Source organism: Nodosilinea sp. AN01ver1 (genome assembly GCF_050565655.1).
Taxonomy (GTDB): domain Bacteria; phylum Cyanobacteriota; class Cyanobacteriia; order Phormidesmidales; family Phormidesmidaceae; genus Nodosilinea.
Genome location: NZ_JBNXVS010000058.1, coordinates 1 through 19,907, shown reverse-complemented (window position 1 = coordinate 19,907; position 19,907 = coordinate 1). Strand labels below are relative to the sequence as shown.

At 55.2% G+C, this 19,907-nt stretch carries 15 protein-coding genes; 6 read left to right on the top strand and 9 right to left on the bottom strand.

Features of this window, described 5'->3' with window-relative positions; genetic code table 11:
* Position 1 precedes the first annotated feature (1 nt).
* The 4 genes from stpA to ACQ4N7_RS26810 all read right to left on the bottom strand — a co-directional run bounded on the left by stpA (position 2) and on the right by ACQ4N7_RS26810 (position 4,752).
* Complete coding sequence (gene stpA / locus ACQ4N7_RS26825; RefSeq protein ID WP_430714515.1) at positions 2–1,330, bottom strand: glucosylglycerol 3-phosphatase; 1,329 nt, start codon at positions 1,328–1,330, stop codon at positions 2–4.
* A 210-nt stretch (positions 1,331–1,540) separates the two neighbouring features.
* Positions 1,541–2,335 carry a YdcF family protein gene (locus ACQ4N7_RS26820; protein WP_430714505.1) on the bottom strand — a complete coding sequence of 265 codons (795 nt, stop codon included), beginning with the start codon at positions 2,333–2,335 and terminating at the stop codon, positions 1,541–1,543.
* A 164-nt stretch (positions 2,336–2,499) separates the two neighbouring features.
* Positions 2,500–2,919 (bottom strand): hypothetical protein, encoded by a 420-nt coding sequence (locus tag ACQ4N7_RS26815; RefSeq protein WP_430714504.1) that lies wholly within the window; start codon positions 2,917–2,919, stop codon positions 2,500–2,502.
* A 39-nt stretch (positions 2,920–2,958) separates the two neighbouring features.
* Positions 2,959–4,752: a protein phosphatase 2C domain-containing protein gene (locus ACQ4N7_RS26810; RefSeq protein ID WP_430714503.1), complete on the bottom strand. Its 1,794-nt coding sequence runs from the start codon at positions 4,750–4,752 to the stop codon at positions 2,959–2,961.
* A gap of 187 nt (positions 4,753–4,939) precedes the next feature.
* Between ACQ4N7_RS26810 and ACQ4N7_RS26805 the strand changes: the two genes are divergently transcribed.
* Positions 4,940–5,365: an NfeD family protein gene (locus tag ACQ4N7_RS26805; protein WP_430714502.1), complete on the top strand. Its 426-nt coding sequence runs from the start codon at positions 4,940–4,942 to the stop codon at positions 5,363–5,365.
* A 75-nt stretch (positions 5,366–5,440) separates the two neighbouring features.
* A complete protein-coding gene (locus tag ACQ4N7_RS26800; RefSeq protein ID WP_430714501.1) occupies positions 5,441–6,400 on the top strand; it encodes an SPFH domain-containing protein in 960 nt (319 codons plus the stop codon).
* 110 nt (positions 6,401–6,510) lie between these two features.
* On the opposite strand, the gene ACQ4N7_RS26795 is transcribed toward ACQ4N7_RS26800, so the two are convergent.
* From ACQ4N7_RS26795 to dacB, 5 genes are all read right to left on the bottom strand, one after another.
* Positions 6,511–8,169 carry an ATP-binding protein gene (locus ACQ4N7_RS26795; RefSeq protein WP_430714500.1) on the bottom strand — a complete coding sequence of 553 codons (1,659 nt, stop codon included), beginning with the start codon at positions 8,167–8,169 and terminating at the stop codon, positions 6,511–6,513.
* Between the two features lie 50 nt (positions 8,170–8,219).
* Positions 8,220–9,938, bottom strand: coding sequence for an EAL domain-containing response regulator (locus ACQ4N7_RS26790; protein ID WP_430714499.1), 1,719 nt, complete (start codon positions 9,936–9,938; stop codon positions 8,220–8,222).
* Positions 9,939–11,163: 1,225 nt separating this feature from the next.
* Positions 11,164–12,879, bottom strand: coding sequence for a GMC oxidoreductase (locus ACQ4N7_RS26785; protein ID WP_430714498.1), 1,716 nt, complete (start codon positions 12,877–12,879; stop codon positions 11,164–11,166).
* Between the two features lie 591 nt (positions 12,880–13,470).
* Entirely contained in the window at positions 13,471–15,045 is a 1,575-nt protein-coding gene (locus tag ACQ4N7_RS26780; protein WP_430714497.1) for a peptide ligase PGM1-related protein, read from the bottom strand.
* Positions 15,046–15,226: 181 nt separating this feature from the next.
* Entirely contained in the window at positions 15,227–16,723 is a 1,497-nt protein-coding gene (dacB, locus tag ACQ4N7_RS26775) for a D-alanyl-D-alanine carboxypeptidase/D-alanyl-D-alanine endopeptidase (protein WP_430714496.1), read from the bottom strand.
* Positions 16,724–17,451: 728 nt separating this feature from the next.
* On the opposite strand from dacB, the gene ACQ4N7_RS26770 reads away from it, so the two are divergent.
* The 4 genes from ACQ4N7_RS26770 to ACQ4N7_RS26755 all read left to right on the top strand — a co-directional run bounded on the left by ACQ4N7_RS26770 (position 17,452) and on the right by ACQ4N7_RS26755 (position 19,827).
* Complete coding sequence (locus ACQ4N7_RS26770; protein WP_430714495.1) at positions 17,452–17,748, top strand: hypothetical protein; 297 nt, start codon at positions 17,452–17,454, stop codon at positions 17,746–17,748.
* Between the two features lie 92 nt (positions 17,749–17,840).
* Positions 17,841–18,062 (top strand): hypothetical protein, encoded by a 222-nt coding sequence (locus tag ACQ4N7_RS26765; protein ID WP_430714494.1) that lies wholly within the window; start codon positions 17,841–17,843, stop codon positions 18,060–18,062.
* On the top strand, positions 18,052–18,399 hold the full coding sequence (locus tag ACQ4N7_RS26760) for a type II toxin-antitoxin system PemK/MazF family toxin (protein ID WP_430714493.1): 348 nt from the start codon (positions 18,052–18,054) through the stop codon (positions 18,397–18,399). Before ACQ4N7_RS26765 ends, ACQ4N7_RS26760 begins: the two co-directional genes overlap by 11 nt.
* Before the next feature lie 120 nt (positions 18,400–18,519).
* Positions 18,520–19,827 (top strand): DEAD/DEAH box helicase family protein, encoded by a 1,308-nt coding sequence (locus ACQ4N7_RS26755; protein ID WP_430714492.1) that lies wholly within the window; start codon positions 18,520–18,522, stop codon positions 19,825–19,827.
* Positions 19,828–19,907: the final 80 nt, after the last annotated feature.

The window sequence follows — 19,907 nt, the reverse complement described above, 5'->3', positions numbered from 1 at the left end:
CCTAGCTTTCTGAATGATTTGCCAGGGTCATTGTCTCAGATTGTTTGATTGTTAATGGTCGTCGGGCCGCTGCGGTTTGAAAGGCCTGGCAGTACTGCCGATAGCCGCCCGGAAACACCACGTTGAGCACCAGCGGATCGTCACCGTCGCGGGCGTCGCCTGGGCCTTCGACCACTACGCTAGTGCCCCTGCGATCCTCCATTCTGAGAGCCTTGCGGTTTTTGAGTTCGCCGCCGCTGCTGTCGACGTAGGTGACCAGGTTGCCGGTGCCAAACTGCTGGCCGATCGCCTGGATCAGGTGCAGAAAGTTGCGATCGCTGCCGCCCCGCTTCGCCACTGGCTGCCCGTCTTCGGTCACCACTACGCTCGTCACCGTATCGCCTACACCCACCAGCGTCGGCATCAGGGCCGGGTCAAAGTTTTGATTCACCAGGTCCAACAGTTCGCTGTGGCTGTGGGGAGCCTGGCGCACGCTAAAATCTTCGCCCAGGGGATAGCTTCCCGTTCTAGCCGCGTAGTAGCGGTTGAGCAGCGCCAGCACCCCCGCTTCTTTAATCGCCCCCCGCAGCATGAACTGAAAATCGGTAGTGCCCGACTCGCCGCCCTGGCCAAACCAGAGAATTTCTGTGCCGTCGGGACCGCGCCCGTGGTTGGGGGCGTAGTGCACAAAAAATGAGCCGTTTAGTCCCTGGCTGGCTGCATCGCGCAGCAGGTCTTCCATTAGCTCCTGCATAGCCTGCTGTAAAGCGACGTACACCTCAGGCTGATCGGACAGCAGCCCGTGGAACGTGTTGAGGTTGGCGGTGGGCGAGGCCATATTATCTAGCACCGAGGCCTGAATGGCCTGCTCCAGGTCAGGGGCAGGCAGAGCGCTGGGATGCTGCTTGAAGAAATGGCGCAGGCGATCGCCCATCTTTGCAGGCACCGCCGCCAAAAAAGCTAGCTCCACCTCGCTCACCCCTGGATGGGAAATGTCGCCCGCACGGGTTTGCCACTGCACACCCCCCGCCGCCAGCCCTGGTAGATAGTAGCGACCCAGCTGGGCCAGCTCTGCCCCGCCCAGCGATCGCTCGATGATGCCATTCATGCCCCGCTTGCCCGTGTGCTCGCCGTTGGTCAGCACATAGAAGTGACTGTCAAACCGCTGGGTCGCCTCCAGATAGCCAATCTCAACCACGCGATCGAGGGGGTCTTTAACCAGCCCCATGCACACCCCGTCTAGGTCTTGAATGATGAGCAGATTTTCGGTGGTGGCGAGCAGGTCAACCCAGGCGGCGTGATCGAGGGAAAACAGCTGCTGGTGAAGCAAGGGTGGAGCGACATAGGACATGAAGAAGGCCACAATACCGGCTAAACAAACAGGCAAACGTTACCAATCCACTTGGTAAATGACACCTATCGGAGGGCAGAAACTGTGGCCGAGTAACGCTACGTGAATTCAAAATGCAACGTTCAAAATGTGAAGTTCAAAATGCAAAATCGCCAGTGCGTCAGTGTTGCAAGCCATTCTGAACGGCAGGCTTATTTCTGCTCTGCTGTACTAGAGCCAGCCTTTGAGTCGGTAAATGCCAGTGCCTAGGTATTCCTTTAAAGCACGGCTGAGATAGTGCAGGTTTTCGGACTGCGGCATCAGGCTCAGGGCACGTCCCTGCCAGGTGGTTAGCGTAGGGTCTGCGGGGTCGCGAACTACGTGAAAGTCGGTCGGGGCCGGAATGGTCTCAAACCCCTGCTTTTTAAAGATGGCCAGCGCCCTGGGCATGTGCATGGCCGAGGTCACCAGCAGAATGCGCTCGATGCCCAGGTCATTCAGCAAAACCTGCGTGTAGGCCGCATTCTCAAAGGTGTTGAGCGAATTTGGTTCGATCAGCATAGCGCTAGTAGGCACGCCCAGGGCCGCCGCCAACTCAGCCATGTCGGCGGCCTCAGAGCGGCTCTGGCCCTGCCCCCAGGTAATGCGGCCACCGCTAAACACCAGCAGCGGGGCTTTGCCAGCCAGGTACAGCCGCGCCCCGTGCAGCACGCGATCGCCCTCCTCCGCCACATCAACCCACGGTCGCGGCGGCAGCTGCGGCTTAATCGACCCGCCCAGCACCACGATCGCCTCCGCCTCGGGCAAATTCAGCGTGTCTTGGTAGCGCCACTCCAGCGATCGCATCACCCTCGTCGCCACCCAGTTGTTGCTGCTCACCAGCAGTAGGGCCAGAGCTAGGGCGATCGCCCCCGTCGCCCACCCAGGCCGCCGCCTAATCAACACCAGCGCCGCCATCAGCAGTACACAGGCCAGCCCCAGCGGATAGAGCAGCAGCGGCAGCAGCTTAGACAAAAACAAAAACATCGACCCGGCCCTTCCCTACCTTTTAGGCAGACGCTCCATGGTTACATTCCCACTGGGTTCAAAGTGCAAAATTCAAAAGGCAAAGGGCAAAATTTTGAATTCTCAATTTTGAATTTTGAACTCATCTATCTTCACCCCTTCGACTCCGCTCAGGGACCATCCCCTCATCCCTCGCCTCCCCGCGTCCCCAACAGCTCCCGCATCTCCCCCAGCAGGGCTTCTTGCTCGGTCTGCAACGTTTCTAGTCGGGCAACAATTTCCTTCAGGCGATCGCCCCCATCCCCTGGTGTGGGTGGCTTTGCCCACTGCCGCACCAGCAGCCCCGACACAGCGCCAAAAATCCAGCCGCTGAGCTGAAAAGGCAATCGCACCAGAGCCAGCCAAAAGCCTTCGGTCAGGCGGGCGATCGCGCTCCACAGCCCTGCAAACAGCAGCAGACCGATTACCGACAGCCCCAGCGTCCACAGCGGATGCCCCACCAGCCAGCCCATGACAGGATGCTCTACCAACCAGTTTTGCACCGGCCTCAGCAGCGCCGACTGTGCCGCATCAGACCAGGAATTGGTAAACGTATCCGTCAACATCCCCATCGCCACGCCCACCCATCTACCCACCCACTCTACCTAAGGAGCCGGGGCGGCAGGCGGCGAAGTCGGTGGCTCAGGCACATCGGGCGATCGGCTGGCCAGCCACCAGCCCAGCAGGCCCACCAGCAGTAACGAACCCGACACCGCCAGTATCCAGCGCGGTATGCCCCGCGGCGGTGCCGGTGCCGCTGGAGCCGCTACAAACTCTTCCTGGGGCGAGCTTTCGCCATAGAGCTTAGCCCCCGCTGGTGGCACCGATTCTGACTCGGTCCCAGCCGGAATGCCCTGATCGCCCGACCCCGCAGAGGGAGTCAGGAGTTTGTGCTGCATCAGCACCACGGTGGTGTTGTCGTGACCATTCTTTTGGTTAGCCAGCTCAATCCACGAAGCCACCGCCGAGTCGAGAGTAACGATGTCTTTAATAATTAGGCCGATGTAGTTGGCCCAGGCGTCTTCGATGCGGTAGTTGTCGCTGAGGCCATCGGAGCAGAGCAGCAAAATGCCCGTTTCATCAAACACAAAGCGTTGAATGTGGGGAGTTAGGTGCTCGCCGCTGCGGGTGCCCAGGGCCTGGGTGAGCGCTCCGGCGTCGCTGCGCTCCTGGGCCACGGGCCAGCTCTGGCGGCAGGCTATCACCTCGCGCCCGGCAATGTCGTCATCTACCGTGAGCGGGTGGCAGTAGTCGGGGGTAATCCAGTAGGCGCGGCTGTCGCCTACGTGGGCCAGGTACACTTCGTTGACCCGCTCCCAGCCCTGCTCGGTCTGCACCCGCTGGGGAATGACCACCGCCATCACCAGGGTGGTGCCCATGCGCTGGCGGCCCACCCGGCCCCGGTTGTCGTTTTGAAAGTTGATCAGCTCGTTGACAATGCGAATGACGGCCTCAAGCTGTTGAACAATAATTTGCGGCGGCAGCACCCGCAGCTCGTTTTGGGCCTCGGCCAGCAGCGCCTGGAGCTGAATTTGCAGCGACTGCACGGTTAGCTGGCTGGCGATTTCGCCGCCGTCGTGGCCCCCCACGCCGTCGCACACGATCGCTACCTGTAGACCAGCGGCCTCGCTCTGAACACCCTGGGGCCAGCAGGCGTCTTCGTTGCGGGGCTGGGTTGGTCCCTGGGCGGTGGCCCCCGCCAGGGCAATGCGGGTGGAGACCGTAGCCGCCTGGCGCAGCAAAATTTGGTTGAGTTCGAGGTCAAGGGTGACTGGGTCGAGGGTGCCCGCGTCGATTTGGTTGACGATCGCCCGCAGCGGTTCTGAGATCGCCAGGTGCAGGGGGGAGAGCAGCGATCGCCACAGCTCCGCCAAATCCGCTAGCCCTGGGGGTTCTAGCTCCCCGTCGGGCATCAGCTCTAGCAGCCGCAGCCGCCAACCGTCGACCCGCAGATTGCCGGGCCGTCGCAAACTATGCGCCAGCCCTAGTTCACCGAGGGTGCCCCACAGCTGCCACAGCTGCCACAGCCAGTTGGCCTGACGCAGCGGTGAGGCGCTAAACAGCCCCGCCTCCAGCTCCGGCAGCAGCGCCCCCGCCTGGGGATGAATGGGGGCATTCTCTAGCAGCAAAATGGGCGGTGCCCCCGTGCGCTCTAGCACGCCATAGAGCCCAGGCACGTGCAGTCGGTGAGAGTGAGCCCGCAGGTAGGGTATAGCCTCGGCAGGAAAGGCATCTGGATCGCTGGGGCGCTGGTCGGGCTGCGTGTCGAGCCAAATGCGCGGGGCCACTACCCGATAACGCTGGCCCACTAGCTCGTCTATCGGCAGGGTTTCCAGGTCGGTGCCGACAGCCCACAGGTAGGGCTTATAGCGAGCGGGACGGCGTTCTACACGGTTCATAGGGCGATCGGCACAATTCAACGCCGGGATTCTCTTAAAACAACGTAATCAAGCCCCCATTGGGCTCGACCCTAAAGATAGATTAATCCTAGGAGGATAGCGAAACTTTGTGACGGACAATCTGGAATCGGACTGACCCGACTTGAAGTTGTCCTTGGTAGCGCCTCCGTTTCTCTACCGGGTTGCCATGAACTTTCCCTTGTTTTGGGCCATTCTGGGGGCCGTCTTTTGCCTGATGGAGCTGTTTTTGCCCACGGGTTTTGTCGAGTCGACCCTGGGCATCAGCGCGTTTATAGTGGCCTTTTTTGCCCTGGCGGTGCCGATCTTTAGCCTCCAGATTGTGCTCTGGGTGGCGCTGTCGCTGGTATTTATCTTTCTGCTGCGGCGGTTTGTGCCCAAGCGCACGCCCTACAGTTTGCAGGAGTCTACCGAAGCTCGTACTCTGACCGCGATCGCTCCCGGCAAGACTGGCCGGGTAATCTACGAAGGCAACTCCTGGCAGGCCCGCTGCGACGATGAAACTATCACCATTGGGGCCGATCAGCCGGTGGTCGTCGTCAGTCGCAAGGGCAATACGCTCTACGTCATCCCCGAAAGCGCACTGAGGGCGTAGACGGCAAGGACCGCTTCTCGCTACCGCATTTCGATCGCAACCGTTTTACCGCAACATTGCTAAGGACTTATACTTATGGGCGGCTTTTTTAGTTTTTTAATCGTGCTGATTTTCGGCGGGTCGATCGCCGCTAGCTCCGTCAAAATCATTAACCAAAGCGACGAGGCCCTGGTCGAAACCCTGGGCAAGTACAACGGCAAAAAACTCACCCCCGGCCTCAATTTCTTGGTGCCCTTTCTCGACAAGGTGGTATTTAAGCAAACCATCCGCGAGCGGGTGCTCGACATTCCGCCCCAGCAGTGCATCACCCGCGACAACGTGTCGATCACGGTCGATGCCGTGGTGTACTGGCGCATCGTCGATATGGAAAAGGCCTACTACAAGGTCGAAAACCTCCAGTCGGCGATGGTCAACCTGGTGCTCACCCAGATTCGCTCGGAGATGGGCCAACTCGAACTCGATCAAACCTTTACCGCCCGCTCTGAAATTAACGAACTGCTGCTGCGCGAGCTGGATATCTCGACCGACCCCTGGGGCGTGAAGGTCACCCGCGTTGAGCTGCGCGACATCGTCCCCTCCAAGGCCGTGCAAGACTCAATGGAGCTGCAAATGGCCGCCGAGCGCAAGAAGCGGGCTGCCGTGCTGACCTCTGAAGGCGAGCGCGAGTCGGCGGTGAATAGCGCCAAAGGCCGGGCCGAGTCGGCGGTGCTCGATGCCGAAGCGCGGCAAAAAGCGGCAATTTTGGATGCCGAAGCCCAGCAAAAAACTATTGTGCTGAAAGCCCAAGCCCTTCGTCAGGAGCAGCTGCTACAGGCTCAGGGAACCGCCGAGGCCATGCAGGTAATCGCCAAAACCCTCGCCGCCGACCCCGGCACCCGTGAGGCGCTACAGTTTCTAATTGCTCAGCACTACATGGAGATGGGGCTGAAAATCGGCAGCAGCGACAGCAGCAAGGTGATGTTTATGGACCCCCGCAGTATTCCCGGCACTCTAGAGGGCATGCGAGCGATCGTGGGTGATGGAGGGCAGGCGTAAGAGCTTAGGTTAGAGATTCGTTGTGCCTCAATTTGAGCTGCATTACCGACCGTCGTTAATGCAGCTCAAATTGAGGCACAACAGACTAAAGATAGTCGGCTGATCTCGAGCTAAGATGCCTGCAAATGTTCAGCATCGCAGGGGAATATAAGCGTGAACGTTGTTCCCTTGCCAATCTCGCTCTCTACAGAGATGGTGCCTCGATGGGCATCGACCCCCTGCTTTACAATGGCTAAACCCAGCCCAGTTCCCGCAATACAATCAACATTTTTGGCTCGATAGAACGGCTCAAATATGTTCTCCTGGTTCTCTTGAGGAATGCCAATACCCTGATCCTGAACTTTCAGAGATAGGCTGTTTCCCCGCTGGCAGCATGAAACTTTTACATCACCTCCATCAGGAGAATATTTAATTGCGTTAAAGACTAAATTGCTCAAAATTTGTCGAGCAATTGTTTCATCTAAAACAACGCTAATATCTTCTGGGTAGGCATCAAACAAGATGCTGCACTGGGTTTGAGAAAGAAGCTTTGTCTGCTCTATGACATCTTGAACCAGATGTGAAAAATTGAGCAGCGTAGGCTTAAGAGCCTGCTTGCCTTCTTCTATATGACCAACGGCTAAAACTCCATCCATGAGTTCTGTCATGGTTTGAACTGCATCGTGAATTCGCTGAAAAGTTTCATCCTTCTCTTTTTTATCCCAGGTATGACTGTAGTTCTTGAGAAGTTCGGCATAGAGAATAATACTGGTCAGAGGAGTGCGAAATTCATGGGATGCCATAGAAATGAAGCGAGTTTTTAGTTCGCTTAGTTCTCGTTCCTTCTGAAGTGCTTTTTCAACAATCTCTTCCGCCTGCTTGCGGTCTGTAATGTCAATGTGAGAACCGGCCATCCGGTAAGGCTTACCCTGATCGTCCCAAAGGGCAACGGAGCGAGATAAAATCCAGCGGTAAGTCCCATCTTTATGCTGCAGTCGATATTCCAGGTCATAGGCTGTAATCTCACGTTTCAGATAGGCAGCCAGGGCATTTTGTACGTATTGAACATCTTCAGGATGCAGTCGCTGAGACCACTCTTCCAGATTGTTGGATATTTCATGATCTTCGTAGCCCAAAATGCTCTTCCAGCGAGGGGAGAAGAAGACTTCTTTGGTCTTCATATTCCAATCCCATATTCCTCCGCTAGAGCCCAGAATCGCTAGTTCAAATCGTTCTTGACTAAGGCGTAGCTTCTCTCCAATCTGATGAATCTCCAGGCTGATTTGAGCCAGACTTGCCAAATCGCGTCGTTGTTCAATTTGCCTTACTACCTGGCGGGTAATAATCTTCAAGCTTTCTGCTTGCTCAGCGCTCAACTGGCGTGGTTTCTGATCTAAAATGCAAAGGGTACCAATCGCAGCGCCCTCGGAAGTAATTAGCGGAGTACCCGCATAAAATCGGATATGTGGCTCACCGGATACTAAAGGATTATCAAAAAAACGTTCGTCAATGGATGTGTCGAGTACTAAAAACAAATCCGTTTGTAGAATGGCGTGGGAGCAAAAGGCTATATCGCGAGAAGTCTCGGTTATAGTCATGCCAATACTAGACTTAAACCACTGGCGATCGGCATCGATTAAGCTAACCAGAGCAATCGGAGTGCCACAAATTTGAGAAGCCAGGCGAGTTAAATCATCAAAAATGTCTTCAGGAGCAGTATCGAGAATGCTCAGACTATGTAAGATTCTTAGTCTTTCTGCTTCGTTTTCTGGGAGAGGGGCAATTCTCATTTGATTCTGCTCTTGTTTTGAACCACAAGCAAAAAATATTATTTAGCTTGCTATAGACGCTTATCTTCGGCCAAGAAGGCTTCAAACTGCTCTGCCGGAACAGCTGGGCTGAATAAGTAGCCTTGGATTGCCTGACAACCTTGCTCTCGCAAAAAATTAAACTGTTCTTGCGTCTCCACACCTTCAGCGATAACGCGTAACTTTAGGCCTCGAGCCATCGCAATTATTGTTGTAACAATTGTGGCATTTTGAGGAGCGTGAAAAATATCCTTGATGAAGGATCGATCGATCTTTAGAATGTCAAGCGGTAGACGCTTGAGGTAATTGAGGGACGAATAGCCGGTGCCGAAGTCGTCAAGGGATATCTTAATTCCCACGGCCTTTAATTCTTCTAGTATGGCGATCGCAGATTCTACGTCCTCCATTAAACTGGTTTCAGTAAGCTCTAGCTCCAAGCAGTTTGGGTCGAGCTGAGTTTGATTTAAGATTTGTGAGATAGTTTGAACCAGACCTTCTTGCCTGAGCTGAAATGCTGACAAATTTACGGAGACTTTGAAGGGAATGGGGTGAAGATCTTGCCAGATCTGAGTTTGAGAGCAAACAGTTTTTAAGACCCAGTTGCCAATTTCAACAATGTGGCCTGTTTTTTCTGCGATCGGAATAAAGACATTTGGGTCAACCATCCCCAACTCAGGATGGTGCCACCGCAATAGAGCTTCGGCTCCCATGATACGCCCGGTAATTAAATTGATTTTAGGCTGATAAAAAATTTGGAATTCAGAATTGTCTAGAGCAACAGTTAATCCTTTCTCTATTAAGCTGTTCTGCATAGACTTGGCTTCCATTTCTACCTGAAAGAAATGATAGCTGTCTTTTGGAGATTGCTTAGCAAAACCCATAGCCATTTCGGCATGGCTTAACAGTTTGCCAAAGTCACTTTGATCGCTTGGATAGAGAGAAATGCCAATATTAGCCTGTACTAAAATCTTATGGCCATTGAGCCAGTAGGGCTGAGCAAGACCGTTGAGAATAGCTCTGGCCTGATTCTCAACAAAATCCTTGTCTGATACATCAACCAAAATCACGCTAAATGCGTCAGCATTAATGCGAGCAACTATATTTTCTGGCCCTGATAGTTTAGTCAGTCGTTCAGCTATGGCTTGCAGCAATAAGTCTCCCGTCGAGTATCCAAATGTATTATTGACGGACTTAAACTGATGTAGATTTATACATAAAACTGCCATTGCCTGCTGCCGTTTTTTTGCTGTCTCTAGAGCTTGCTTAAATTTTTGATACAGCAAAATACGGTTGGGCAGCTTAGTCAATGCGTCCTGATACGCTAGGGCACTAATTTGGTTGGTTGCGTCCTTCATTTCCGCAATGTAAGGATCAACAATTGTGCTTTTTTTACGCAATCGACTTGTAATTGTATCTGCCAGTTCAGCTGTCGTAAACGGCTTGGCAAGATAGTCGTCGGCACCCAGGTTCATTCCTTTACGAATATCAGTTCTGTCAGCCTTAGCTGACAGAAAGATAAACGGGATAACCATCATGTCTGGATCTTGATGCAAGGTTTTGTAGACCTCATAGCCGTCTACTTCTGGCATCATAATGTCGCACACAATCAGGTCTGGAAAGTGCATTTTTGCCAGTTGAATTCCAGTTTTACCGTTTTCTGCCCCAATTGTCTCAAAACCGAGGCAGTTTAAGGACTGGATAATGCCTTCTCGGAGATCTTGAGTGTCTTCGATAACTAGAATTTTTGCCATTACTGTATCTCTTTCCTGCAAGACATTAGCGACTTCTGCTAATAGATAAGATTGTTGCTTTGAATCGTATCAATAATGTTTATACTTTGGTTGAACGGAGATATCAAATCAATAACCTTACTGACAAATGCTAGAGTACCCAATCGATTGAGACAAACTTCTATAGCTACGATCCGCATCTGGCACATAGTGCATGGCACTCAGAACGTCTAAAGGCAAAACGTTTTTTGTAAGCTTTTGTCACACTTCTGTTGACAGAATCTGAAGCATCAAACGTAAATCGGCTTCTTTCGCTGACTGCAACTATTGCAAACGCCCGCTGGATAAGGACCGGTTTGGCGCAGAGGCGACCCAGTGTAGTACAGTACCCCCAACAGACAATTCCGCCTGTTTACGTTCCCCAGAGCGGTGTGCAAGCCTGTACAGCCCACTCATCTGTACTGCTAGATTTCCTGTGCGTCCCCACTCTGCCAGTTAACGTCGCTGCATCGGCACTCTTGACGAGCGAGGGAAGGGGCAATTTGGCAACTTATCGTGTGGGCTAGTTCGCTTAGGACATTGGTAAACGACACTAGCGAAAACTCGGGCGGCGAACTGGAGCATAGCCATCGCTCCAGAAACTCTAGAATGCCCTAACCGGCCTGGCGATGGCTATAGCTAAGCGCTTTCAAGGGAGCCGAGATAGCGTTCGGTGTCTGCTTAAACAGTGTTGAGCCATTGCTAGCATCGCCCCGCCATCCTAGAGGGGAGACCCTTAACCAGCGCTTTAAGCCACTCATCACGAGGCGTTGCGGGAGTTGGCAGAAGGGGACAACGATGCAACCTTAGCTAGCTAGCCCAGCGCTTAGCAACGCGAACAACGACCCAGTGAGCGGCAGCACCATCAGTCACATCCACAGCAAACCGGGTATGACATAAAAGAGTCTCAAGGCCAGTGACGTCGACCATCGAGTGAGACAACGGTAGCGCTATGGCTACTGGCAAGCCATAGCGTTTATCTATTGTCTTATTCGCCGGATTTCAATTTGGTTGAAAATCCGTGGCGAAATTGAAGAGCCGCGTGAGGACCGTGGAGGCGCGAACTTGGGCAGCACTGGCAAAACCTCACCGGAGGTGAATCGCCGATGGACTCAGTCTGATTACCCTGCGGGATGCACGCCACTTCACCTGTTGTTGTTACTGTGCTTGCCTTCACCTACGCACCGCTATAAGAAGGCTACGGGAGTTAGGAACCTGGGCTATTTTGATTAACAACCGCTTCTTGAGGAAGCGTTTTTTTCAGGTGATCAGCGAGGCGTAATGTTAGCGCCAATATTGTCAGGGTGGGATTTGCATATCCTCCTGTGGGAAATGCGGAACTGCTGGCCACGTAGAGGTTGGGCACTGAGTGCACTTGGCAGTTTTCGTTAACAACGCCCTGACTGGGGTTGGAGCTCATGCGGGTTGTACCCATATGGTGCGCTATCCCTGCAGCCCCTGGCATGGCGAGTTCTTTGTCGCCAAAGTGGCTGACAAACCGTCCTAGCCCTGACTTTTCTACTGCCGCTGCAAATAGATCTTGGGTTCGCTTGGCACTATCGCGATTGAATCTTCCCCAGTGCCAGTCTAGCTCTACCCGAGGCATACCCAGCGGATCAAGACTGCGGCCGAGTTGCACTCGATTGTCTGGATCCGGAACTTGTTCGGTAACGAGTAAAACCTCGTAAGACTTGAAGCGATTATAGATTTGAGGGCTCTCCGACCATCCACCTCGTCCCAGGCCGTGGAGGAGAGATTGATCGTATTTGCGAGCGTCGTAGGCGGCACGAGCGATGTAGTCTACTCCCCCGGCTACCTTGAGCAGCTTTTGAGCGATCGCAGGCCAATGCTCAGGGGTAGGATGCTTGAGATAGCCCTGCTCGGCTAGCTCTTTCAGCGCGAGTACGGCCTGGGTCTGTCGCCTACTGGGGCGGGGGAGCAACACTACAGCATTGTTGGGTAGCGCTTGCTCGGCCATGATTTCTTTAGACAGAGTAATATGCCCCATTACAGGGCTACCCTGAACTCGCCGGAGGTCATAGAAAGCAGCTTGAGCAAAGCCCCCTTTTGGGCCTGGTAAAAGCTGCCCAATATCTAGCATGGGGTGGTCCATAAAGAAGCGACCGACTAAGTCATTTTCGTTACCCACACCGCACGATTGACGCTGATTGGACGCTAGCATCAGCCGGGCATTCTCAACGCCTCCTGTGGCTAAAACAAAGGTTTTAGCCTCTATCCAGTAGCTTTTTCCGGTCAGGTTGCTGACGCGAACCCTCCGTACGGCTTTATTTTCTTGGGGAATATCTAGCTCAACAGCCGTTGCGTAGAGATAGACATCGACATTGGGTGCAGAGCTTAACTCGGCAAGATAGTTTTGGTAAAATATGGCTCGTTCACCAAACTGAAAAACTTTTGAGGTAAAAGTATTTTGAGTAAAATCAAAAGGTTTTGCTTGAGCATCTGACCAAGGCTCAGCACTGTAGTCAAATGGCCCAGAGTGAGCAACCTGCTGGGCTTTTTCGTAATACGGAATTAAGTCTTTATAACAAATGGGCCAGCCGCTGTGGGGCACCCAGTCTCTCTGAACAAAATCGATATCGTCTAGAGGAACGTAGCGAACCCCGATTTTCCATTGTCTATCGTCCTGACGCCCTAGCTTGATAGCCCAGACATTGGAATTGCCGCCAAACTGTCGATTTCGGATAGCTTTTAGGGGCAGAAATTTTTCCCCAATAATATCACCATCGCTAAGGTCTTGAATGTCTAGATCTTGGCTAATACCGCCGCTCTCCAGCAAGCAGACTTGGTTGTTTGAACCAATAAACTCCCTGGCCAGCGTTATTCCTGCGGGACCAGATCCAATAATACAGATATCAGTTTTCAAAGTATGATTTGCCGATAGCGCGCGCGCGTCAATTATCATTACTGTGGGCCTTGCAAAATAAGAATAATTACTTAATGACTTAAGCCTGACTGTAGGGACATAAGGTTGGCTCCAAGAAACCTTAAAGATGCGCTATATGGCGATCGCCTTAGTTGCATGAGCAAGTCAGTCTGACTGTTTCTAAAGCTTTTCTTGGTCTGGTAGAGGAGCCGTTCAGCAATCGTTCAGGCCTCTAAAAAATCGAGCCCCAAAGAACTCGGCTTCTTTGATGACCTGCGCAGAATGCGAATGGAAACATTAGGTTTCTAGAAAGCTGGAGGATTTCTGGTCTTATTTTTAAGTTTGGATATAGCAAAGCTGTGCCAAAGCTGTGTCAACTCAGCCTGAATCTTTTAGTCAGCTGAGAGCTATAGCGATGCCAGTTGGCTTCTTTGGAGCGGCTTCGTCAACGACTTCGCTCAGGTATTGGCTTCGCTCGGGGACCGACTGGGGCTGTTATCGGTGGTGCTGCTGCTGACCGCAGGGACGATTGGCATACGCTATCTAGCCGGAGCTGCCTAAGCCAGACTCAGCCCGTGTCGCTCAGATTGAAGCAGGACGCAAAGATTAAATCAGCCTTGGCAGATAGGTTCAGGCTTGAGTTGATTCATCTAGGGCAGCCACCACCTGGTCGTAGATTTCGCGGGCGTGGTCGGGGCTGGTGCCGATGCAGGTGAGGCCCACTTTGCCGTACTCCGACAGGCAGCCCATCAGGTGAAAGGCCGCTCCCACACCGCTGATGGAGTTAAAGTGAAGCTGCTTGGTGACGATGATATCCATCAAGTCGCTGGGCAGCAGGCCCTGGTACTGGGGCTTTTGCAGGTTGTCGGAGGCGCGGTAGTAGCGCACCTGTTCCTGCTTGGTGTAAAACAGCCCATCGGCCTGGTGAAACTGCCCCTCGGTGAGCATTTTCATCGCCATCAGCGGGTGGGTGGTGCCCCCTTTGCGCAGGTTGATTTCGATCGCCTGCAAATCCCACTCGGGGGCTGCGGGGTCGCCTTTGGCGACGGCGATAAAGTCGACGCCGTAGCGCTCCAGGGCACCCTGGCGGGCCAGTTCTTCGCCAATCCGCTGGCCCATCTCCTGAATCTCCAACCGGTAGTCGGGCCGGGCCGGGAAGGAGCAGCCCAGAAAAATTTGGCCATCGGGGCCGCCCAGCTCCTGGTCGTGGGTAGAGAGAATTTCGACCTCGCCCAGGGGGGTAATGCGGCCCTGCACGCTGGGAGATTCTTTATGGTCGCCCTCAACAAAGGCTTCGGCGATCGCCCCCAGCACCGGAATTTTGGCCGAGAAATGCTCCCAGGTTTCGGTATCGCACTGAAAGCTGAGGCAGGAGAACGATTTGGCGATCGCCCGGACGCGATCGCCATGCTCCGCGTTGCCTGGCGCATACTCTTCTAGTTTGCGGAGGTCGAGCAGAGCATTGCCCTCCCCCGAAAAGCCTTCGTTGAGCTTGATCACTATCCGCTTGAGGCTGGGGTCTTGCTCCCACACCTCGGCGGTGACGGTGGCCAGCTCGGCCTCAGAAAACACCAGCTCGCTGCCAATTGGGTGAGGCACACCGCAGCGCCTGAAAATTTCGCGACTGCCGCTCTTGGTGCCCCAGTACAGCAGGTCAGGGTCGAGCGCCAGCAGCGGCAGCCCCAGGGCCAGGGAAAGCTCGCGCTCCCAGTGGGTAGAGTTGTAGCAGGTCATGTAGGCATGCTGGGGGTCGACCGCTTTGCGAATGCGCTCTAGCAGACGGGGCCGCTCTAGCACCTTCTGGCTGAGGGGCTTGCGGGAGGCATCGTAGGCGGCAAACAGGGTGAGGCGATCGCGGGCGTGGGAGCTGGGAATACCGGGCAGCAGCTCCAGGTAGTAGTCAACAATGCTGGGGTGCAGCGGCTGAGAGGTGACGTAGACCAGGTGAGTATTGGGGTTGCGCAGCCGAATCAGCGAAAACAGCAGCCGCTCTTCGTAGTGGTTGACGCCCTCAATTTTTTGCAGCTCTTCCTGGTCGAGGCTGAGGGAGGGCACCACCACAATGTGGCGCTCCTGGGTGTCAAAGTCATCGGTTGAGCGCCAGCGATCGCGCAGCAGCTTCTGAAACTGCTGAAACCGCAGCGAGTCGTCCACCTGCAGTGCCGCCGGTTCTGTAGCTGTAGCCACCTCTTTTGCCGTCACCATGCTGACTACCTTGCGCGATCGCCAAATCGGTTCTGGAATGAAACGAGTATAGACGAAAGCTCTCGCCAGCCCGCCATCGGTTCACAACAGCTGACCAGAGGCAGAGGCAATCTCTACTCTAAGAATTCTATTTTCGCACCGAAGTTTAGCCCTGCTATCCCCACTAGGGCATAGGCACGCCTCAGCAACCCTCGCGCAGCTGCGCCACCAGCAGCAACAGCTCGTCGATTTTTTGCCGCAGCACGCTGGCGTGCTGGTTGGAGTGGTTAATCACCACGCTAAACACCAGCGGCTCATAGTTCGGTGGCTGCACGTAGCCCGACAGCGACACGTTCCCCGTCAAAGCCCCCGACTTGCCCTGCAATCGCCCTTCCAGCACCGTGCCCCGCAGCCGGTTGCTGAGGGTGCCGCTCTGGCCCGCGATCGCCAGCGATTCGCGAAAAAACCGCCCCTGGGGATGGGTGGTCATCACCTGCAAAGTCTCCACCAGCGCATCGGGTGACACCAGGTTGTGCCGCGACAGCCCCGAACCATCGGCCAGCCGCAGGGCCGCTGCACTCACTCCCATTTCGGCCAGAGCCGCCTTGACCGCGTCGCCCCCGGCCTGGCTGGCCTCAGCCACATCATCCCCTTCGGCAATGTTGCCCGCCGCCGTTACCCCCATAGTTTTGAACAGCGCCTCGGCGTAGAGGTTGTCGCTGTCGCGATTGGCGACCCGCATCAGGTCGCGCACCTCGGGCGACTCCACCGCCGCTAGCTCCGGGTCTGCGATCGGGGCTGGGTTCTGGGTGATCACCGTTTGCCCCACCGCGATCGACTGTCGCCGCAGCGCCTGCTCCATCGCCGCCGCAAACTGCTGGGCCGGGTTGAGCACTGCCAAATTAAAGGTCTGCGCGCTGCTACCCTGGACCATCTGCCCCGTCACCCGCACCGTTGGGGTATCGCCCGTGCGCCACAGCGTCAGCGAATTGACGGGTGCTCCAGCCGCCACGGTGGCGGTGTCGTTTGCTAAGGGGAAGGGGCCAGCGGGCAGCGGCTGGGGCCAGGTCAGGCTCAATGGGCTGCCCACCTGGGTTGGGGTCGCCTGCAAAGCCACTGCATTGCGGTTGAGAATCAGGCTGTTGACCGGGGCGGCGTAGGCCCACTGGGCGTCTTCCCACTCCCAGGTGGGGTTGGTGGCAAAGCCAGGAAAATAGGAGTCGTCGATCACCAGGCGGCTGACCTGCTTCACGCCAGCCTGGGCTAGCTGCTGAGCAAGACCGTCGAGCTGCGCCGTGGTCAGGCTGGGGTCGCCCCGCCCCACTACCCGCAGCGCGGTGATGCCCTCGGCATTGGGACTGCCGTAGACGGAGGTGCGCAGGCGATAGTAGCCCCCTAGCTGGTGGGCGGCAGCGGCGGTGGTCAACAGCTTGATATTGGAGGCGGGGGTAAAGAGGCGATCGCCGTTGCGACTGTACAGCGTGCGAGGAGTTTGCCCCTGGGTTTGCAGCACCAGGCCGGTATAGGCCGTATCCAGCGGAGCCTGGTCGAGGGCGGCGTTGAGCTGGGTCGCCAACTGGGCCGGGCAGAGGGCAGCAAGGGCCAGAGAGCTGGGCAACATTGAGCCCAACACACCAAAGCCCAAGACAATGCTCACGCGCTGCACCTGCCGAAGCACCGGCATAACACCCTCAATCATCTGCAACCATCCTCGTACCAACGCTATCTGGGCTCTATAGAATTGACCATGCTTAGTAGACCACAAGTTCCCTCAAAGCTACTCAGCTAGGCTCAGAGACTACTCGACTAGGCTCAGAGACTACTCGACTAGGTTCAGAGACTACTCGACTAGGTTCAGAGACTACTCGACTAGGTTCAGAGACTACTCGTCTAAGCTCGGAGGCTACTCGACTAGGTTCAAAGACTACTCGACTAAGCTCGGAGATTACTCGACTAGGTTCAGAGACTACTCAGCTAGGTTCGGAGACTACTCGTCTAAGCTCAAAGACTACTCAGCTAGGTTCAAAGACTACTCAGCTAGGTTCAAAGACTACTCAGCCTTGTAGGTTGGGTGGAACGAAGTGGAACCCAACAGCCGCAAGCTTTGCCAGGTTCCGCTAACGCTTCACCCAGCCTACAGATTTAAGCTGTCTACCGCAGATAACGTAACGAATCTTACTTGCACGAGGAGATTAGATCGACTAGATTACTGAGCTATAGCTGTGTGCGTGCAGCTTGTCTTCCCAAAAATTTGGTCAAACGCCGCTGGAAGGTGCGCCAACACCAACCAGCAGCTAACCCCTTCGACAGGAACAGCTGTCTCGGAGGCTAGGGCTATTATTGCCCAGGCCGCCCCGAACTGCACCAGTCTGGGGCGGCCAAGTTTTTGGGCTTACCTACCCATCCGTCTCTATTGGAGGAAGCCCAATGTTGTCTTATATCTCAGGTACCGGGAGCCTCGAAGGCTCCCGGTACCTAAGCCCACTTCGCCTCGAAACTCCCAACGCCCAGCCGGGGCGCGAGCGATTGCGCCATCTGGTGATCGGCTCGCCGGATGGGGTGCGAGGGGCGATCAACCACCTGCATTTGCTGCAATATGCCGAGCGGCTGGAGTGGAGCCGCCAGTTCACGATCCCCGAGTCGGGGATTTTGATTACGCCAGAGCAGGGGGAGGTGTTTAGCTTGCTGCTGCGCGATCTCGGACGACAGCTCGATAGAGGCTAAGTTTCAGGCAGAGGCCTGAAATGCTGGGTATCTTCTGTGAAGCTTAGTCTCTGATGTCACAATAGATTCAAGCTTTTGGGGAGATTGGCAGAATGACGCTACAAGAGCTTATGCAAGAGGCTCAGCGCTTGAGTTGGCAAGAGCAGTTTCACTTAGCAACCCGTTTGCTCCAGTGGGCTGAGGCTAAGATGCCTGGGCAGCAGCAGGAAGGCTATCAAGATGGGGCTTTGGTAATGGCGGCGGCGCAAGTCTCCGAAGCATCTTTTGCTGAGGTCTGGGATAACCCAGAGGATGCGGCCTACGATGACCTATGAGTTTGGCGAGGTCGTGCTGGTTCCCTTTCCGTTTACCAACCAGAACGCGCTGAAGAAGCGACCTTCTATCATCATTAGCTCATGCGAATATAATGCAGCGCGGCCAGACCTGATTTTGATTGCAGTGACGAGTCAGGTGAAAACGCCTTTGCTATTTGGGGAAACCATGATTTCTGATTGGCGAGCAGCGGGGCTGTTAAAACTGTCGGTTATCAAGCCCGTAATCACTACGGTTCAAAGAGACCTGGTGATCAAGAAACTCGGAAAACTTATGCTTACGGATCTTCGAGCACTCGAAGAGCTGCTGGGTAGCTTGTTCAAACCTGTGGCAACCTGATTCACGTGAAGAAACCAATAACTCCGGTGTGGTCGTGTTGCCCATGAATTAGGAATGTAGGGCAAATTAGGTAAAGGCTTTCGGCCTCTCAAAGCGACCCGCACTCGGTAACGTCACGCCATGGGCTTTAATGAAGCCGACACGCGAGCAAAACTCATCAACCCGGCCCTGTACCGACGGGGCTGGAGTGAAGACAACATCAGGCGAGAAGAGACGCCTGGTGGAATCGATGTCGTCAACCAGAAAGCGCGACGCCGCAGCAAGGGGCGGATGGATTACGTACTGCGGCTCATCGTCCGTAGCGACACCCAACCCGTTGCCGTGGCTCTCATCGAGGCTAAGCAGGAAGACGCCCTGCCCACGGAAGGGCTACAGCAGGGCATCGACTATGTTGCCTGTATGCTCCACAACATCCCCTTCGTGTACTCGACGAACGGACACCTCTTCGTTGAATACGACGGCTCTACGGGCATCACCAGCGCCCCGCAGCCGATGTCAGCCTTCCCGACACCCAATGAGTTACGGCAGCGCTACGAGACGATGATGGGCTTCAGCCTCGATGACGAAGCCGCCAAGCCCTTGCTGACCAAGTACTCCACCGGGGAAGACACCCGACGGTACTACCAGGACGCCGCGATTCGAGCCGCCCTGGAGAAGATTGCCCGATGCGAACGGCAGAACGAACCCGCCCGTGTGCTGTTGTCGCTGGCAACGGGGGCCGGTAAGACGTTTATTGCCGTAAACCTGTTAAAACGCATTGCCGATGCGGGGCTGTTAAAGCGAGCCCTGTTCGTATGCGATCGCGACGAGCTGCGTACCCAAGCCGCCGGGGCATTCCAAAACCTGTTTGGGGCGGATGCGGCGATGGTATCAGCCAGACAACCCCAAAAGAACGCCAAGATTCTCATCGCTACGTACCAGACCTTAGATGTCGACGGCGACGAAGACGATGCCAACTTTCTGACCACCCACTACCCCGAAGACTACTTCAGCCACATCGTCATCGATGAGTGCCATCGTTCGGCCTGGGGCAAGTGGTCACAGGTGCTCACCCGTAACCCCAGTGCGGTACAGGTGGGGCTAACGGCAACACCCCGACAGCTCGACATCCCCGAAGACAGCGACGAGTCGAGACGCGACCAGCAAATCACCGCCGACAACCTGCTCTACTTTGGCGAGCCCGTCTACGAGTACAGCATTGGCCAGGGCATGGAAGACGGCTACCTCGCGGCCTGTCAGCTCCAGCGCAGCCGCGTCAACCTCGACGAGACGGGCATCACCAAGCAAGAGATTCTGGCCCATAACCCCATCGATGCCCGAACGGGGCTACCCATTACCGAAGCAGACCTCGACGACCTCTACGCCAATACGTCCTTCGAAGCTGACTGCCTGACACATCTTTATGCAGCCTCCCAAGGGGGTAGTTGATAGCGCACGGATTGGATTCTAGAGAACCAGATGCGGTCATAGTACTGGGCTTGAGCTTTTTTGGACGCGAAACAGGGTTC

What these genes read in the sequence shown, in the direction of transcription:
- ACQ4N7_RS26815 (WP_430714504.1), bottom strand. Translation starts at nt 2,919, where the DNA reads ATGTTGACGGATACGTTTACCAATTCCTGGTCTGATGCGGCACAGTCG.
- ACQ4N7_RS26785 (WP_430714498.1), bottom strand. Translation starts at nt 12,879, where the DNA reads ATGATAATTGACGCGCGCGCGCTATCGGCAAATCATACTTTGAAAACT.
- ACQ4N7_RS26820 (WP_430714505.1), bottom strand. Translation starts at nt 2,335, where the DNA reads ATGTTTTTGTTTTTGTCTAAGCTGCTGCCGCTGCTGCTCTATCCGCTG.
- ACQ4N7_RS26760 (WP_430714493.1), top strand. Translation starts at nt 18,052, where the DNA reads ATGACCTATGAGTTTGGCGAGGTCGTGCTGGTTCCCTTTCCGTTTACC.
- ACQ4N7_RS26765 (WP_430714494.1), top strand. Translation starts at nt 17,841, where the DNA reads ATGACGCTACAAGAGCTTATGCAAGAGGCTCAGCGCTTGAGTTGGCAA.
- stpA (WP_430714515.1), bottom strand. Translation starts at nt 1,330, where the DNA reads ATGTCCTATGTCGCTCCACCCTTGCTTCACCAGCAGCTGTTTTCCCTC.
- ACQ4N7_RS26770 (WP_430714495.1), top strand. Translation starts at nt 17,452, where the DNA reads ATGTTGTCTTATATCTCAGGTACCGGGAGCCTCGAAGGCTCCCGGTAC.
- ACQ4N7_RS26790 (WP_430714499.1), bottom strand. Translation starts at nt 9,938, where the DNA reads ATGGCAAAAATTCTAGTTATCGAAGACACTCAAGATCTCCGAGAAGGC.
- ACQ4N7_RS26795 (WP_430714500.1), bottom strand. Translation starts at nt 8,169, where the DNA reads ATGAGAATTGCCCCTCTCCCAGAAAACGAAGCAGAAAGACTAAGAATC.
- ACQ4N7_RS26810 (WP_430714503.1), bottom strand. Translation starts at nt 4,752, where the DNA reads ATGAACCGTGTAGAACGCCGTCCCGCTCGCTATAAGCCCTACCTGTGG.
- ACQ4N7_RS26780 (WP_430714497.1), bottom strand. Translation starts at nt 15,045, where the DNA reads ATGGTGACGGCAAAAGAGGTGGCTACAGCTACAGAACCGGCGGCACTG.
- ACQ4N7_RS26755 (WP_430714492.1), top strand. Translation starts at nt 18,520, where the DNA reads ATGGGCTTTAATGAAGCCGACACGCGAGCAAAACTCATCAACCCGGCC.
- ACQ4N7_RS26800 (WP_430714501.1), top strand. Translation starts at nt 5,441, where the DNA reads ATGGGCGGCTTTTTTAGTTTTTTAATCGTGCTGATTTTCGGCGGGTCG.
- dacB (WP_430714496.1), bottom strand. Translation starts at nt 16,723, where the DNA reads ATGATTGAGGGTGTTATGCCGGTGCTTCGGCAGGTGCAGCGCGTGAGC.
- ACQ4N7_RS26805 (WP_430714502.1), top strand. Translation starts at nt 4,940, where the DNA reads ATGAACTTTCCCTTGTTTTGGGCCATTCTGGGGGCCGTCTTTTGCCTG.